General features: G+C 38.8%; 12 protein-coding genes. 8 read left to right on the plus strand and 4 right to left on the minus strand.

The window, feature by feature from the left end; all coding sequences use genetic code 11:
- Nucleotides 1–56 precede the first annotated feature (56 nt).
- Complete coding sequence (locus IEX29_RS07545) at nt 57–1319, plus strand: hypothetical protein (protein WP_188733861.1); 1263 nt, start codon at nt 57–59, stop codon at nt 1317–1319.
- Nucleotides 1320–1374: 55 nt separating this feature from the next.
- Here the strand turns inward: IEX29_RS07545 and IEX29_RS07550 are convergent, their stop codons facing one another.
- From IEX29_RS07550 to IEX29_RS07560, 3 genes are all read right to left on the minus strand, one after another.
- Nucleotides 1375–4524 carry a DEAD/DEAH box helicase gene (locus tag IEX29_RS07550; protein ID WP_188733862.1) on the minus strand — a complete coding sequence of 1050 codons (3150 nt, stop codon included), beginning with the start codon at nt 4522–4524 and terminating at the stop codon, nt 1375–1377.
- 5 nt (nt 4525–4529) lie between these two features.
- Nucleotides 4530–5732, minus strand: coding sequence for an MFS transporter (locus tag IEX29_RS07555; protein ID WP_188733863.1), 1203 nt, complete (start codon nt 5730–5732; stop codon nt 4530–4532).
- 375 nt (nt 5733–6107) lie between these two features.
- Nucleotides 6108–6608: a DoxX family protein gene (locus IEX29_RS07560; RefSeq protein ID WP_188733864.1), complete on the minus strand. Its 501-nt coding sequence runs from the start codon at nt 6606–6608 to the stop codon at nt 6108–6110.
- A 281-nt stretch (nt 6609–6889) separates the two neighbouring features.
- Between IEX29_RS07560 and IEX29_RS07565 the strand changes: the two genes are divergently transcribed.
- From IEX29_RS07565 to IEX29_RS07595, 7 genes are all read left to right on the plus strand, one after another.
- Nucleotides 6890–7207, plus strand: a complete 318-nt coding sequence (locus IEX29_RS07565) for a PadR family transcriptional regulator (RefSeq protein ID WP_188733865.1) — start codon at nt 6890–6892, stop codon at nt 7205–7207.
- On the plus strand, nt 7204–7938 hold the full coding sequence (locus tag IEX29_RS07570) for a DUF2812 domain-containing protein (RefSeq protein ID WP_188733866.1): 735 nt from the start codon (nt 7204–7206) through the stop codon (nt 7936–7938). The genes IEX29_RS07565 and IEX29_RS07570 overlap by 4 nt, the downstream gene beginning before the upstream one ends.
- Nucleotides 7939–8005: 67 nt before the next feature.
- On the plus strand, nt 8006–8932 hold the full coding sequence (locus IEX29_RS07575) for an ABC transporter ATP-binding protein (RefSeq protein WP_188733867.1): 927 nt from the start codon (nt 8006–8008) through the stop codon (nt 8930–8932).
- A gap of 1 nt (nt 8933) precedes the next feature.
- A complete protein-coding gene (locus IEX29_RS07580) occupies nt 8934–10181 on the plus strand; it encodes an ABC transporter permease (RefSeq protein ID WP_188733868.1) in 1248 nt (415 codons plus the stop codon).
- 262 nt (nt 10182–10443) lie between these two features.
- Nucleotides 10444–10989 (plus strand): flavodoxin family protein, encoded by a 546-nt coding sequence (locus tag IEX29_RS07585; protein WP_188733869.1) that lies wholly within the window; start codon nt 10444–10446, stop codon nt 10987–10989.
- Nucleotides 10990–11291: 302 nt separating this feature from the next.
- Nucleotides 11292–12428, plus strand: a complete 1137-nt coding sequence (locus IEX29_RS07590; protein WP_188733870.1) for an N-acetylmuramoyl-L-alanine amidase family protein — start codon at nt 11292–11294, stop codon at nt 12426–12428.
- Nucleotides 12429–12578: 150 nt separating this feature from the next.
- A complete protein-coding gene (locus tag IEX29_RS07595) occupies nt 12579–13859 on the plus strand; it encodes a hypothetical protein (protein ID WP_229720130.1) in 1281 nt (426 codons plus the stop codon).
- 127 nt (nt 13860–13986) lie between these two features.
- On the opposite strand, the gene IEX29_RS07600 is transcribed toward IEX29_RS07595, so the two are convergent.
- The gene (locus tag IEX29_RS07600) at nt 13987–15429 is read right to left on the minus strand and encodes a glycoside hydrolase family 1 protein (RefSeq protein WP_188733872.1); all 1443 of its coding nucleotides are present in this window, start codon (nt 15427–15429) and stop codon (nt 13987–13989) included.
- Nucleotides 15430–15448 lie beyond the last annotated feature (19 nt).

Consider the following 15448-nt stretch of genomic DNA (forward strand, 5'->3'; position numbering starts at 1 on the left):
ATAGAAGCGTATTTCTCTTCCCATTCATAATACTGGTCTATGCAAGGGGGAAATAAATGAACATAAAATTAGGAATTCTGGGAGAAAAAAACATTGTTCAAAGAGTACAGGAAATCACAAAACAGTTCCCCTCCATAGAAGCTCTCCCTTTTATATTATCTGAACCAGGTGATGTTCTGACTCAAGCAGAGGGAGCTGTTAGGTGTGATGCACTGCTCTTTACAGATTATTGTTCTTATCATGAAGCTGTAAAACAAAAGCAGAAACAAATGATGTTCTATATTGATTATGATGAATATAGTATTCTGTCATCTATCTTATATGCAGGAAAACTTTCCCGGAAAAAATGCTTGTCTATTGATTACCCAGAAGATATAAAGCTGGTTGATTTCACCCGGGATACGGTGCTGACAGGATATGAGTTATTTTCTATCGATTACAATAAACAGAATGTCGAAAACATACAAAAATTGATTGATTTTCATAAAGAATTATTTTATCAGCAAAAAACAGATCTGATTCTAACCTCCAGAAAAGACGTTTATATCGGACTCTTACAGGAAGACTTGCCGGTTCATTTTATTCAAATTGCTGAGAAGTGCATTGTCCAGGCATTAGAAAAAGCAGCGCAAATACTGGAAATAGAGAGCTATTCTACAAATCTCATCATGACAGGTATCTTATCCTTGAAAGAAAGTCCGCCTATCCATCTGCATCATCAGGTACATACAGAAATCAGAAAATATTTAAGCGAATTTTGCAAAAAGTATGATGCTATGCTTTTACCAACGAAGAATAGCCATTATTTTATCATTGGAACCAGTAAGCTGATTAAAGTTATTAAGGAAAATTATCGAGCTTTTCCGCTTATTGATGATATAGAAAAAATCGCCGGGAGCCCGATTGCACTGGCATTTGGACTGGGGCTGAATCCTCTTTCTTCTCAAAAGCATGCTTATCTGGCCCTAGAAGCCTGTCAGAGCGATAAAGGCAGTCTCAGTTATCTGGTTAATGAATGTCAGGAAAAAATCGGGCCAATCGGCCAGCGTAAAAATATTGACACGAATAAATTATTTTATGCACTTGTTCATCAAGCCCGCTTAAACAATGAATTATCCTACCTTTTCATTCAATTTATCGTAGAACGGAACAATGAACCTTTCTCATCAAACGATATTGCAGACTTTTATCAGGTTACCAAGCGCAGTGCCGAGCGGACAGTAAAAAAACTGCTTTCCGGTGAAATTATTCAAATATCCGGTAAAGAGAGTCCGTATATAAAAGGCAGGCCCCGGAAACTGTTTGTTTTAAATCAATAAAAAAAGACGGTTGCGTTCCGTCTTTTTTTTGACAAATACAGCTTTGATCCAGTGTTTACAAGCTTAAAAGCTCTTTAATATCTTCCTCACTTAACGAAGAAAGCATCGTCTCTCCAGGCTGGATAACCTGATCAATTAATTCTCTCTTCTTCTGCTGGAGTTCATATATTTTTTCTTCAATTGTGCCCTCTGTCACCAGACGGATGACCTGCACAACATTTTTTTGTCCAAACCGGTGTGCTCTGCCGGCCGCCTGATCTTCTACTGCCGGATTCCACCATAGATCATATAAAACGACGGTATCAGCACCAGTCAGATTCAAACCGGTGCCTCCAGCTTTCAGAGAAATTAGGAATATACCTTTTTCCCCCTGATTAAATCGTTCGCTCATTTCGACACGATTTTTAGAAGGTGTTTCACCATACAGATAAAAATAATCATAACCGGCCGTCTCTAACCGCTCACGGATGATTTCCAGCATGCTGGTGAATTGGGAGAAGATCAGTAGTCTCTTCCCGTTATTAATTGCTGTTTCAACAGTTTCCATCAATTGTTCCAGCTTGCCGGATTTTCCTTCATAGTTCTCCACAAATGTCGAAGGATGACAGCAAATCTGCCGAAGTCTTGTCAGGCCAGCCAGGATTTTCATTCTATTCTGCTGGAAAGCATTCTCTTTCATAGACGCAGCTGCTTCCTGCTGCAGTCTCCTCAGATAGCCGACATACAGGTCCTTTTGATCACTTGTTAATTCAGAAATATGAACGGATTCAATTTTATCCGGCAGCTCTTTTAACACATCCCGTTTCAAACGCCGTAAAATAAATGGCTTTGTAATGGCAGCTACCTTTCCTGCATCAAGCTGTTTAAATGTTTTCTGATCTGGCATCAGCCCAGGCAGGACTACCTGAAAAATAGACCACAGCTCTTCAATGGAATTTTCAATAGGGGTGCCGCTTAACGCAAATCTCCGTGTTGCATGCAGCGTCCGGATTGCTTTGGATGTTTTCGTCTGATAGTTCTTAATATACTGCGCTTCATCTAATAATAATGTTTGAAATGTAATCTCCTGATAATATTCAATGTCCTGACGCAATGTTGCATAAGAAGTAATCCAGACATCTTTTCCCATGGAATCCTTCATACGCTCATGTCTCTCCGACGGCTGTCCTGTTAAAATGACAGAAGTTAAATGCGGTGCAAATTTCTCCAGTTCACTTTTCCAGTTATACACAACGGAGGAGGGGACTACAATCAAATGCGGACCAACAGGATTCCCTTCTGATTCAGAGGTAATATACGCTATCGCCTGCAATGTTTTTCCAAGTCCCATATCATCTGCCAAAATACCGCCGAGCTGATACTGACTTAGTGATTTAAACCATTGATAACCGACCTTTTGATACGTGCGTAAGGATGCCTGCAGTTTTTCAGGAAGCTCATATACCTGCTCCTCCGGTGACTTCAAATGGCTTAATAATTCCCGGAAATTCGAATCATACTGTTTTTTTGTATCGAGCAGCTCATCCAGCTGGGCACCCCGGTATACAGGCATCTGCACCTGTCCATCGTGAACAGCATCCTTATCCATTCCTAATCCGTCAAAAAATCTTTGAATAGAAGCAAATTCTTCCGTATCCAGATTCATCATCTGCCCGGAATCCAGCCGGAAATAACGTTTCTTCTCAATCACCGCCTGAAGTACACGATTAATTTCGTTATCATCTACCCCTTCAATGGAAAAACCAATTTCTAATAAATTATTTTGTCCTTCCATATGAACACTTGTGCTTGGCTGTGGATCGTAATCAAAGAAAAGCCTTTTAAACTCACTGGATAAAAATAGTTCCACATCTCTATCCAAGGAAGGTAAAATCTTATACAAGAAATAATATAAATCTTCTTCATCCACGGACATATAAAGTTCTTTGCCATTGTATCTGAAGTTTGCTTCTTCTATATGCTGCATAATAAGACGTTCTTTATCCACATCACGAATCAGCATCACATCAGAATCCTTTTTTCCCTGAAATGGATCAATGACATGTTCTCCATAATGATATTCCAGGCGACCGATGACCATATCCTCTTTTAATTCCAAATAGCATCTTGCTTTCAGCGGCTCCTTGATGACTTCATCAGCAATGCGTTCATCCAGTTGAACCTCGCCGACTGTCTCCAGCGCGGGCATAATTTCAGAGAGGAAGGTGTCCGTCTGTTCAACAGGAACATCAAAATAGATATTCTCTAAACGAAACATTTCCAATTCCTTCAATACCGGGACTTGCTCTCTTTCAGGGAAGTAGAAAATACCATCCAAAAACAGCAAATCATAGTTTGGGAAAAATGTCATGGCACTGCCGTTCTGCAGATTGAGCGAAATATGCTGATCATTTTTCATGACATCAAATTGAAAAGGAAGCTCTCCTTCCACAATTTGCAGCTCTTTATATTCTTCCCGTTCTGTTTTTACACTGGTTTCACGTTCCATTAATTGATACAATAATTTTTTTGCAAGTACTGGCGGAATAAGAAGATATCTTTCACTGTTTCTTCCTGAATAATTATAGGAATCATACAACTCCGCGCTTTTGCATACTTGATACAGCAGCTCAAAAATTTCCTGATCTGCTTCATCTACAACATGCTTATCTGCTTGAAATGTGAATTTCTTGGAGAAATAATTATCTCTTTTTCTAAAATAATTTTCTAAGAACTCCGCTATATTTTTTACTACATAGCGATGCTTCTCACCAATCTTCATTTCAATCTGTAAGTGCTTCAGATAAGACCAGCTTATAATATACTCTACATTTACAGGCTGTTGGTAGGAAGAGTTTTCTGTTACATTTCTCGTTCCCCGGATAGCTTCCATAAAACGGTTCAGCCGATAATGATTTACTTTAGGCTGTACGTCATTATTTTCATAGCTTTGAACCGCTAATAAGGTTGCTACAATGTGTTTGCAGTATCCATATACCTCAAATGCCGGGCAATCGCAGTGCATATCAATGGAGCCCTGCTGCAAATCATTTGTATTCACTTCTACTAAGTAATCCTCTGTTCCTTGTACCGTTGCCGACCAGGTTAAATTATTATAGTCATACATGAGGTCATGCACTTTGTTATTTTTAAAATAATTTAGACCACGACGATAAAAATTATCAGGAAACGCATTTTTGATATTCATATCCTTTATTTGTTTCAAACCTGTTAACCCACCTTTACGTTGTCAGATGATTTTCCAAGGACCGTAAATACATAAATCAATATAGAAATAACGATAGAGGCTGCTGCTGTTAAGTAGATAGATGTATAGTTAAGTATTGCTGCAATTTGCCCGAATAAAATTGCTCCTATCCCTACTCCCAGATCAAAACAGGAAAAGAAGGTAGCATTTGCCATCCCTTTCCGGTCAGCAGGTGCCTGATTGACTGCCCAGGCTTGCAATGCCGGCTGTACAGCTCCAAACCCAAGGCCAAACAAAGCTGCTGCAGTTAACAAAACTGTCGTATTTGGCAGCCATGCCAGGAGAAGCATGGATATTAATATCAGGGATACCGCAGGCAGGAAAATCAATTTATGACCTTTTCTATCATATAGTCTGCCCGAAAAAAGCCGGGAAATCATAATAAATACAGCAAATATAAAGAAATAGAGCTGAATGCCCTCCACGCCTCTTTCTATCGCATGCAGAGGCAGAAATGTAGCTATTCCACCAAAAGCAAAAGTAATAAAAAATAGTAAAATCGATGGCTGTAATGCACTTTTTTCCAATACATCAAAACGTGCTACTCTTGTTTGATGTGCCGGATCCACTTTTTTATAACGTATGCGCATCGCAAAAAGAAATGCAAGCACACCACCTAATGCACATAATAAGAAAAGCTGCTGGTAAGAAATAAGGACGACTAAGGTTAAACCCAGACTGGGTCCAAAAGACAAAGCAATATTTCCGGATAAACCAAAATAGCCCATCCCTTCTCCTCTTCTTTTTGGGGGAATTAAATCTGTTGCAACTGTTCCTCCGGCTGTAGTCGAGAATCCCCAGCCGACGCCTTGAATTATTCGAATAATAATTAAAAATAACATACTTGCCGTAAATGCAAATGCCCCCACAGAGAGGACAAAAATAGCTAACCCGATTAGGTAAACATACCCTCTCCCCTTACTTTCTAAAGCATGCCCTGCATAAGGACGTATCAGCAGTGCGGAAAATGTAAAAATCCCCACAATAATTCCCACCATTTGGTCGCTGCCGCCGAGGTCTTTCACAAATAGTGGTATCGTAGGAATAGTCATTTGAAAACCGAGGAAAATAAAAAAGTTAGCTATCCATATATATAGAAAATCCCGCGAAAAAATCTTATCATTCTGCGAGACTGTCTGTGATTGTGTTTGCGGTTGCCCTGACATTGTCAACATCCTTTTCTTTCATCTTGTCATTACTAAGCCATTATACAGGAGTTTCCGGACAAATAACATGAAAACAATTCAGAAAGGGTTTTAAATATAGCGCGGAGTGCCGTTTTGATCCAATGCTTGTTAGAGGATATTCAATAAAATGAGGTATTAAGTCCTTTTTCCAAAAGTAGTCTAATTAGAAGCAAGAAGGTCACGTCAACGCAGAGATTCGCTGCTTATCATTTGGCGACTTTTGGAACATCCTTTATGAACGGATCAATTTATCGGCTGAATCCTGCAGAACCTTTGAACCTCATAAATAGAACAGGAGAGCGGGGTTCCCTGCTCTCCTGTTCTATCATTTACATATTTTTTTATCTGCCGTTACTAGGCAGCCATTGTTTCTTTTGTTTTCCCATGTCTTACACGCTGTTTCCAGGTTTCTTTAAGATAAGGCAGTACCCAGCGATCCAGACCGTATCTTCCAGCATTCGCACCAGCGATAGCAATGAAGATTCCCAAGATAGCCATTTGCGGATTTGTAGATAATGTTCCGCTTAGTAAGAAAGAGAAGTTCATCACAACACCCATAAGTGCAGCAAGGTTTGTGAAAATACCTAAGATTAGTCCAAGTCCAATAAACACTTCTCCCCACATAACAGCGATAGAAAATAGTCCAGCATTCGGAATGGCTACAGCATCAAGAAATGTTGCCCACCAGCCTGGTACATCCGGATTTCCTAAAGCACCTTGCAGAAAACCGCCTGCATCAAATTCTCCACTTGCAATCTTGCCCAAGCCAGATGTTAACCATGTGTATCCAAGATAAAGTCGAATCACTACCCAAAGCCCCGCAATGTATTTGTTTGTTCTTAAAAAGTTCATCATGTCAATCTCTCCCTTTATTTAAAATAGTTTATTGTTCAATGTTTCACAATTTATTATTTAGGATATCCTTGATTACACTTTTATAATAACACGTGAATTATAATACGTAAATAGTTTTTTGTGAATTTATTCACATATTTTGAACGAAATGTGAAGGTAATTTATGGATATTCATGTTTGTATCAAATTGTGATATAACTATAGACTTATATATCACTTTATGATAGATTTTCATTGTATCGTTTTATGATATATCTTAAAGTGATACTGGAGGTGATTGGTTGAAAAAGTCGGAGCATTTAACAGATTCCATGTTTTATATTATGGCTGCTTTAACGAAGCCGAGGCATGGCTACGCTATTATGAGCCTTATTGAAGAAACAACAGGTGGCATTATTTCAATAGGTCCTGCTTCCATGTACACCATTATTAAAAAGCTGTTAACACAAGAATGGATTTATTTACATGATGGATCAGATTCGAGACGTAAAACATATTTACTTACCGAAAACGGCAGAGAAGTTTTAGCAGAGGATGTGAAGCTGAGAAAACAAATGATTCAATTAGCAGAAACCGGACTTAAGGAGGTTGAGGAATGAGACAGACAAAATATATGATGTCAGACGGGTTAGCCTTTTCGGAGGAGAAAGATATGGAAAAATTGCGCCGCTTATCTTTGAAGGGCTGGCATGTCTGTGATTTTAAATTTATGGGATATATTCTTGAAAAAGGAGAGAGCTCGGATTATATCTACAATTTAGATTACCGTTCATTAGAAGAGGGAGAGGAAGAAGAATACTTTGACCTTTTTTTATCTTCCGGTTGGTCGCATGTTGCCTCAGAAGCAGGTATACACTTATTTCGGGCGGAACCAGGTACAAAATCGATTTACAGTGACCTTGATACAACAGCAGAAAAATATAAAAGCTCCAGTGATCCTATGATAAAAATGGCAATTTCGTTATTTTTTATAACTGCACTGTTATGGGGTGGAGCAATAATGAGCTCCGGTGTCTTACACTCAATCCTTTTTACAGCAGCTGTTATTTTCAGTGTACTTGTCGCTATTATAGCCTGGACTGCAATTGCACAGTACTCGAATAAATGGAAAACAGAAGGAAAACACCGTTTGGCCTCTCTAGGGAAAATGACACTGCCCCTGCTCTTATTGATCGCTGTTATTATTATGTTCTTTGTTATTGAGACAGGTTATGCTATTCGAATCTTAGCATCTATGATTATTGGAGGGATCGCGCTCCCAATTATTATTCGGGGCATCATATCGCTTCATCATATAATCAGCAAAAAAACAGAAGAGAATAAACGATAAAATCATTGCTGAGGCTGGGAGTAAAAAGAAGTGTTTAATCCAATATTCAGAAAGGAGTTATATATATATGAATACCTTATTAACCGTTGCAAACCTTAGAAAATCCTTTAAAGATAAAGAAGCCCTGAAAGGAATCTCTTTTGAAGTATACCGTGGAGAAATCATGGCTATCCTGGGCCCGAATGGCGCCGGCAAATCCACTACTATCCGCAATATTATGGGAATTATGTATCCTGACAGCGGCGAGATTCATTTTCATCAGCAGACAGGTAAAGGGATTCCCAAATCCAAAATTGGTTATCTCCCTGAGGAAAGAGGCCTTTATAAGGATGTAAAGGTCATGGATATTCTCTTATACCTTGCAGATTTAAAAGATTATCCATTAGATAAAGCAAAGGAACGCATCTTCATGTATCTGAAGAAATTCGATTTAGAAGGAAAGGAAAACACTTCCGTAGAAGAGCTCTCCAAAGGGATGAGCCAAAAGGTGCAATTTATCGGTTCTATCCTTCACGAACCGGAGCTGTTGATTCTTGATGAACCATTTTCCGGCTTAGACCCTGTCAGCCAGGAGGTTTTTAAAGAGGAAATCGCTTCTCTGGCAGCAAATGGAACGGCAATTTTACTTTCATCTCATCAAATGAACCTGGTAGAGCAGATGTGTGACCGTCTCTTTATGATACAGCATGGTCAGAAAGTAATTTATGGAACATTGGATGATGTGAAAAAGCAATATGCTAATTTCAAGTGTGTATTGCATGGGGAAAACCCGCCCGCTCTGTTAGAAAAAATTCCTGAAGTCGATCGCATTGAATATAATGGAAGCCGCTCGATTCTTCATCTGCCAAAAGGGATTATTCCGCATCATTGGTTAAAGCAATTACCCGACGAATTAGATGTACAGGAACTACATATTAACCGTATTTCCCTGCACGAAATTTTTATTGATATTGCCACTGATAAACATCTTGTTTCCCCGGAAGGAGGTTCATAGAATGCAAAATTCCATGAAAGTAGCAAAATGGGAACTAAAACGAAATTTAAAAAATAAAACATTTGTGATTGGATTATTTATTACACCAGCTATATTTATTTTGTTTTTCTTTTTAGGTTCTTTATTCTCAGACTCTGATGATGATACGGACAATGCTGAAAATATGACCGTATATGTTAATGAAGATATTGGTTTTTTTGAAGAAATAGAATCCATAAATACAGAGCAGGATTTTGGATGGGACCTGCAGACTACAGATACACCCCAATCTGAAATAACAGAGGTTGATGAACCCTATACAGCGTATTTATTTATTAATGAACAATCCTTGCAGGAAAATCGGATTGCCACATACACCAGTGAAAAAGCGGATCCATTATTTCCTGGGCAATTACAGACATTATCAGTTCCTTTACAAGTAATGAAGGCAGAAGCAGCCGGCCTCAGTCAACAGGAAATAAATCAACTGATGGAACCTATCTCTTTTGTAGAAGGAACAATTCAGGGAGAGGGAGAACCCCCTTCCAATATCGAAGAAAGTTCTCTGTTTGATTTAGAAAACCCTTTGGAAACACTGATACCCGGTATTTTTGCAGGTATTATTATGCTTTCTATTACATTTACAGGAATGGCTATTTTCCAGAGTGCATCTCAAGAGAAAAAAGATAAAATTGCAGAAATTATTTTATCTTCTTTAACACCATCTGAGCTGATGCAGGGAAAAATCCTTGGATACTTTATGCTGGGTCTTATACAGGTGGCAGTTTTTATCGCCATTTTACTTCCATTTGCTATTTGGCAGACAGATATTCCAATTTTAGAAAATTTATTTGTACCGAGAACGATTTTCTTTGTAGTTATTGCACTCTTAAGTTATCTGATGTTTGCATCTATTTTTGTTGGTGTTGGCGCAACCATGTCCGATGTTTCCAGCGCAGGGAACCTGCAGGGGCTTGTCATGATGCTGCCATTCTTACAGTTTGTTATCATCGGACCAGTTATCAGTAATCCAGACGGGGTCGTCGCTGCTGTCGGCACCTATATCCCGTTTACAGCTCCTCTAACATTACTGATCCGGCTGACCTTGTTAGACAGCTGGCCATGGATAGAGATTATTATTTCGGTCGCAGTCATTATGTTAAGTATCTATATTTTTATGAAGCTGGCAGGAAAGATTTTCAAAGTCGGAATTCTTTTATATGGTAAAAATGCAACTCCGAAAGAAATTTGGAAATGGATTCGTATGTAACATAGGACCATAGGCCGCAAATGCTTAAACGTAACGGCCTTTGATCTGAACAGGCAAAATATGATGGAAATAGAGATAGGAGCTTCCCCGCTCCTATCTCTATTTCCCATGTTCAGGCATACACCGACAGAAGCATACATATCCTGTATCATATTGCTTTTTTAATTAAGAACAGGATTTAGACAGACTAATATTGATCAGTGTAAGCTGCTATCTTTATTTCCTCTAAATGCGTTTCTTTCAATATAAAAGGAGGATGTTTATGAGCATTATCGTTTTCCATGGGTCGACACGCAAGAACAGCAATACTGAGCTTCTGACTTATGAGGCAGTGCCTATGAATCAGGGTACACATGTCTATTTACGTGATTACACGATTCATCCAATTATCGACCAGAGGCATGATATAAATGGGTTCACACCTGTAAACGATCATCATACAAAGCTTATTGATCAGCTGTTAGAGCATGATACAGTTGTTTTTGCCACACCTATTTACTGGTACAGTATGTCTGTGCTTATGAAGCTGTTTATTGACCGCTGGTCGCAAATCTTAAGAGATTCTGATTATCCGGATTTCAGAGAGAAATTATCGAAAAAAAATGTATATGTGATTATTGTCGGCGGTGATAATCCATTTATTAAAGGGCTGCCGCTTATTCAGCAGTTTCAATATATATGTGATTTCTATAAAATGCATTTTGCAGGCTACATTATTGGAAAAGCCAGCAAGCCAGGTGACATATTAAATGATACAAGAGCTTTTAAAGCTGCTTCCACACTGATTCCTTTTGAGGATAATAAATGATTGTATGCTTTGACAATGAAATTCTGCCAATAGCATCCTGTCATTCGGCAGTCCTTAATACCAAAGAGCATGCAATGAATAAATTATAATAAACTCCTGCCTGCAGGTCACATATTTTAGAAAAGAACTTAGATTATAATTGGTTTTATTTACCAAAAGCAAATATTTAATCCTAAAAGAATATATAACTGCTAGTCTTATTGAATTATTTTTAGCTTTTCATGTTTAAACTCCTCTGTGTTTAGGCTATTCTATTAATATCCAACCATGAACTTAATCTTAATCATCCAGAGGAGGATTTAATGGAAAAGAAAACGAAAAAAATTTATCTATTAACAGCAATCTTATTAATTATCAGTTTTTTCTTGCCGGCTTTGAGCTTGGCAAATAGTAATAGTTATGAAGTCAGCTCTCCGGTCTTAAATATTCGGAGTGAGCCTTCTAATGATGCTTCAGTTGTCGGGCAGCTTTCCAAAGGTGATCAAATTAACGTTTTTGATGAACAACATGGTTGGGTGCAAACTTATTACGGTGGTGAACCTGTATGGATTGCCAAGCATCATCTTATTTCAACCGGCAATTCCGATCAGGAGGAAGCACCATCTGAAGAAGCAGCTTCAAGCGCGTCCGGAACAGTTACTGTTTCTGCTGAAAGTATCTATGTCCGTTCCGGTCCAAGTACATCAGACGGAATCATTTCCTACGCATATAAAGGAGAATCATTTGATGTTGTCTCAACCTCGGGAGATTGGATTGAAATTTCCTTAGCACAGGGAGGAACAGGGTGGATTGCAGCCTGGCTGACATCTGACGGCAATACCAGTTCGGAAGAAGCAGACACCAGTAGCGATTCTGCTCCAACCGTGAAAGCAGCTCAGACACAATCCAGCAGTTCCGGCTCATTATCCGGATATAATATCGTCATAGACCCTGGTCACGGTGGTAAGGATCCGGGAGCTATCGGATTAAATAATGTCCATGAAAAAGATATTGTAAGTTCAACAGCTGATTATGTTATCCAACAGTTGGAAGAAGCCGGAGCAAATGTCACTGTGACTAGAAGCGGCGATTATTTTGTTTCACTGGATGAAAGAGTACAAATCAGTAACAGCTCTAATACCGATGCTTTTGTCAGCTTGCATTATGATACTTTTTCTGCTGTTCCAGTGAGCGGTGTAACTACTTATTATAACTCAGATTCAGATGTTGCATTGGCAAAATCGCTTGACAGTACACTAGCTTCCACAGTTTCTCTGCCTTCAAGAGGCACACAGCAGGCAGGATATAAAGTACTTCGGGAAACAAACGCTCCTTCTGTACTGATTGAGCTTGGATTTATTACAAATCCGAATGATTTAACTGTCGTACAGACGTCGGACTATCAATCTAGTGTGGCCCGGGCGGTTACCAACGGATTGATTAATTATTTAGGAAATTAATATTATATTTCTCAGTTGTGATAAAACGACCTCGATAATGATTCGGGGTCGTTTTCTTTACAAGGATTAATCCTGCTCATTTAGTCAATGATAGATTCCTTTAGAAACACTTTACAGCATGTTATACTTTAAACATTCTATTAGTCAAAAGTGAGGTATAGTCAAGTCATGCATCCCGCTATCGAAGAAATCGTTGAAAAAACTCGTGAACAATTTCAGCTGAATGATTTTTATTTAGAAAGCTATGATTTGCTGAAATATAATGATAACCAAATTGTTTTAAGCATGAACTGGTTTCCAAATGGATCCAGTAAAAAGGCAGATGACTCAAATCCAGCAGGAGCTGTGGAAATATCTGTGGATATCGATACAAAACAGATAACGGAAATTGTTTTTGTGGATGAAAAAAATGTATTGCCTGAAGAACTATTTCCACAAGTGGATAACATGGAAGCTATTATTGAATGGATTGAAGAGCAGACACAATTAGAATATGGCAGACAATTCAAGCTTGTGAAAGAAACAAAAGAAAATATTGAATTTCACGCAGCTGTGGATAATATAAGGCTTTTCCCTGGAGGTTCCATTGATATTCACTTTAACCAAGATGGAAAATTATCGGGCTTTTTTGTACATGGTCTATTTGCAGATGAATCTCAAATTCATTGGGAACCTTTTAATCTAATTGATGAGGCAGTTCAGCCTTTAGTGAAGCGGCATTGTAAAGTTATTGAAGTTCCGGATGAATCAACTGCTGCCTGGAAGCCCTATTATGTTATATCCAGTTTCCTCATTCCGAATCAGACCCCGGGCTCTGTTATTTATTTTAGTGAAATAGAAAATAATCTTTCATACAAGCCGCTCGATATTATCTTAACCTGGACAGAGCCTTCCACAGAGAGGTTTGAGGAAAAAGAAATTGACTTAAAATATACAACTACAGAGGAAGAAGCTTTCCAAAAAAGAGAGGTTCAGGATAATAATAAACCCATTTCCGATAATGCTATCGATCAAATGGTAACAGAGATTACGAATATGCTGCGGATGAAGTTCCCAGACGACAGCGGTCTATGGCGCTTAACCTCTGTAAAACGTGAGCAGGGCTATTTATTGGCAAGATTGGACCCCGCAGAAGAAACTCTAAAGGTTCTTTATCCATCCCTGATGCTGTGGATGAATCCGGTGACATTTAAGGTTGATAATTATATGGACCAAACTCCTTTACTCGATGCTTTTGACTTCTTTGCAGAAGCCGAATCTGTGAAAGTGGATAAAGAGACAGCTGCTGACCTCTTATACGGGCATATTGAATTAGAGCCTGTATATGTCCACGATCAGCAAACGGATATGTACCGTCTATGCGGAAAGGTCACTAGTGATGTTTACGGTGTAGATGCTGTCACAGGGGACTTATCCACATTTGATGAGTAAGGCTGTGTATAAAAATTGACTTTATCCACATCCGGTATGATTTGCTAAACGTATACAAGTTTCTGCTCTAAAAATGGCAAAAAGCAGCACAAATAAGTACCGCCTTTTGCCATTAATATATTTTTTATTATTTAAGGTTTTCTCCGTTACTCTCTATAACAGCTTTATACCAGTAAAAGCTCTTCTTTTTCATACGCCGGAGATCATGCTCTCCTTCTTCATGCTGATTAACATAAACAAAACCATAACGTTTCTTATATCCATTCAACCAGCTTAGCAGGTCCGTAAATGACCATACACAATAACCTATTACTTCTACTCCATCTGTTACAGCTTCCTGTATCGATTTCACATGTGACTCAATATATTCTATACGATAATCATCATTTATGGAGCCGTCTTCTTCTGCTTTATCGTATTCTCCAAGTCCATTTTCACTTATTAAGATGGGAAGTTTATAACGGTTTGTAATTCTTCTCAGACCAATACGTAAACCCTGGGGATCAATATTCCAATCCCAGTTTGTTCTGTTTAGATTCTCATTCCTTACCGTTTTGTACAAACCTGGAATACCTGTATCCTCTGATGTTCCTTTTTCTCCGGAAGTATTAAAATGTCCTTCTGATGTGCCGCCATGTAAAGGATTTTTTTCAAAGGTTGTTGTCTGATAATAGTTGACTCCCATAAAATCAGGTTTTCCTTCTTTTAACAGCTCTAAGTCTCCTTCCTCTACTTCAGGAGCTATTCCTTTTCGTTCTAAATAATTCCATGCTGCTTGAGGATATGTACCCCAGGTATATACATCCATCCACCAGTGACTTGCGAGCTCCTCGGCATTTTCAGCGGCAAGAACATCCTCAGGCTTTGATGTTGCAGCATATGCCGGTGAGTAGGCAAAGCTAGGTCCAATTTTCCCATCCGGGACATGGCTGCGAAACGCTTTAATTGCTGCCGCATTCGCCAGGCTGGCATGATGATTCACCTGATAAAATAACTTATCATCTTTGACTCCAGGGGGGTGCATGGCGGTCTGATAGCCCAGTCTTGTAAAAACATTTTGTTCATTTAAGGAAACCCAATACTTCACCCGGTCACCAAATGCTTTATATAATGTAATACAATAGTTTGTAAAATCTTTTATGATTTGTCTCGACTCCCAGCCTCCGTACTCATCCTGCAAGGCCTGCGGTAAATCCCAATGATAAATAGTCAAAATCGGCTCGATGTGATGCTCTATTAACTCATTGATTAAATCATTATAAAAATCAAGCCCTTTTTGATTTATTTCTCCTTTCCCATTTGGAAAAATGCGCGACCAGGCAACAGAAAAACGATACGTTTTCAATCCCATCTCAGCCATCAGCTGGACATCCTCTTTATAGCGGTGGTAATGATCTACAGCTATATCACCATTTGTTCCCTTAAATGTTTTTCCTGGTATACGTACAAATTTATCCCAGTTCGAAATACCCTTTCCATCGATGTTCCATGCACCTTCTATTTGGTATGCTGCCGAAGCAGCTCCCCATAGAAAGTCCTTCGGGAAAGATTTCAGATTCTCATGTAACATATCCTGTGTCTCCTTTCAC

It is taken from the genome of Oceanobacillus neutriphilus, from assembly GCF_014645515.1.
GTDB lineage: Bacteria > Bacillota > Bacilli > Bacillales > Amphibacillaceae > Oceanobacillus > Oceanobacillus neutriphilus.

What these genes read in the sequence shown, in the direction of transcription:
- IEX29_RS07545 (WP_188733861.1), top strand. Translation starts at nt 57, where the DNA reads ATGAACATAAAATTAGGAATTCTGGGAGAAAAAAACATTGTTCAAAGA.
- IEX29_RS07555 (WP_188733863.1), bottom strand. Translation starts at nt 5,732, where the DNA reads ATGTCAGGGCAACCGCAAACACAATCACAGACAGTCTCGCAGAATGAT.
- IEX29_RS07560 (WP_188733864.1), bottom strand. Translation starts at nt 6,608, where the DNA reads ATGATGAACTTTTTAAGAACAAACAAATACATTGCGGGGCTTTGGGTA.
- IEX29_RS07570 (WP_188733866.1), top strand. Translation starts at nt 7,204, where the DNA reads ATGAGACAGACAAAATATATGATGTCAGACGGGTTAGCCTTTTCGGAG.
- IEX29_RS07575 (WP_188733867.1), top strand. Translation starts at nt 8,006, where the DNA reads ATGAATACCTTATTAACCGTTGCAAACCTTAGAAAATCCTTTAAAGAT.
- IEX29_RS07580 (WP_188733868.1), top strand. Translation starts at nt 8,934, where the DNA reads ATGCAAAATTCCATGAAAGTAGCAAAATGGGAACTAAAACGAAATTTA.
- IEX29_RS07585 (WP_188733869.1), top strand. Translation starts at nt 10,444, where the DNA reads ATGAGCATTATCGTTTTCCATGGGTCGACACGCAAGAACAGCAATACT.
- IEX29_RS07590 (WP_188733870.1), top strand. Translation starts at nt 11,292, where the DNA reads ATGGAAAAGAAAACGAAAAAAATTTATCTATTAACAGCAATCTTATTA.
- IEX29_RS07600 (WP_188733872.1), bottom strand. Translation starts at nt 15,429, where the DNA reads ATGTTACATGAGAATCTGAAATCTTTCCCGAAGGACTTTCTATGGGGA.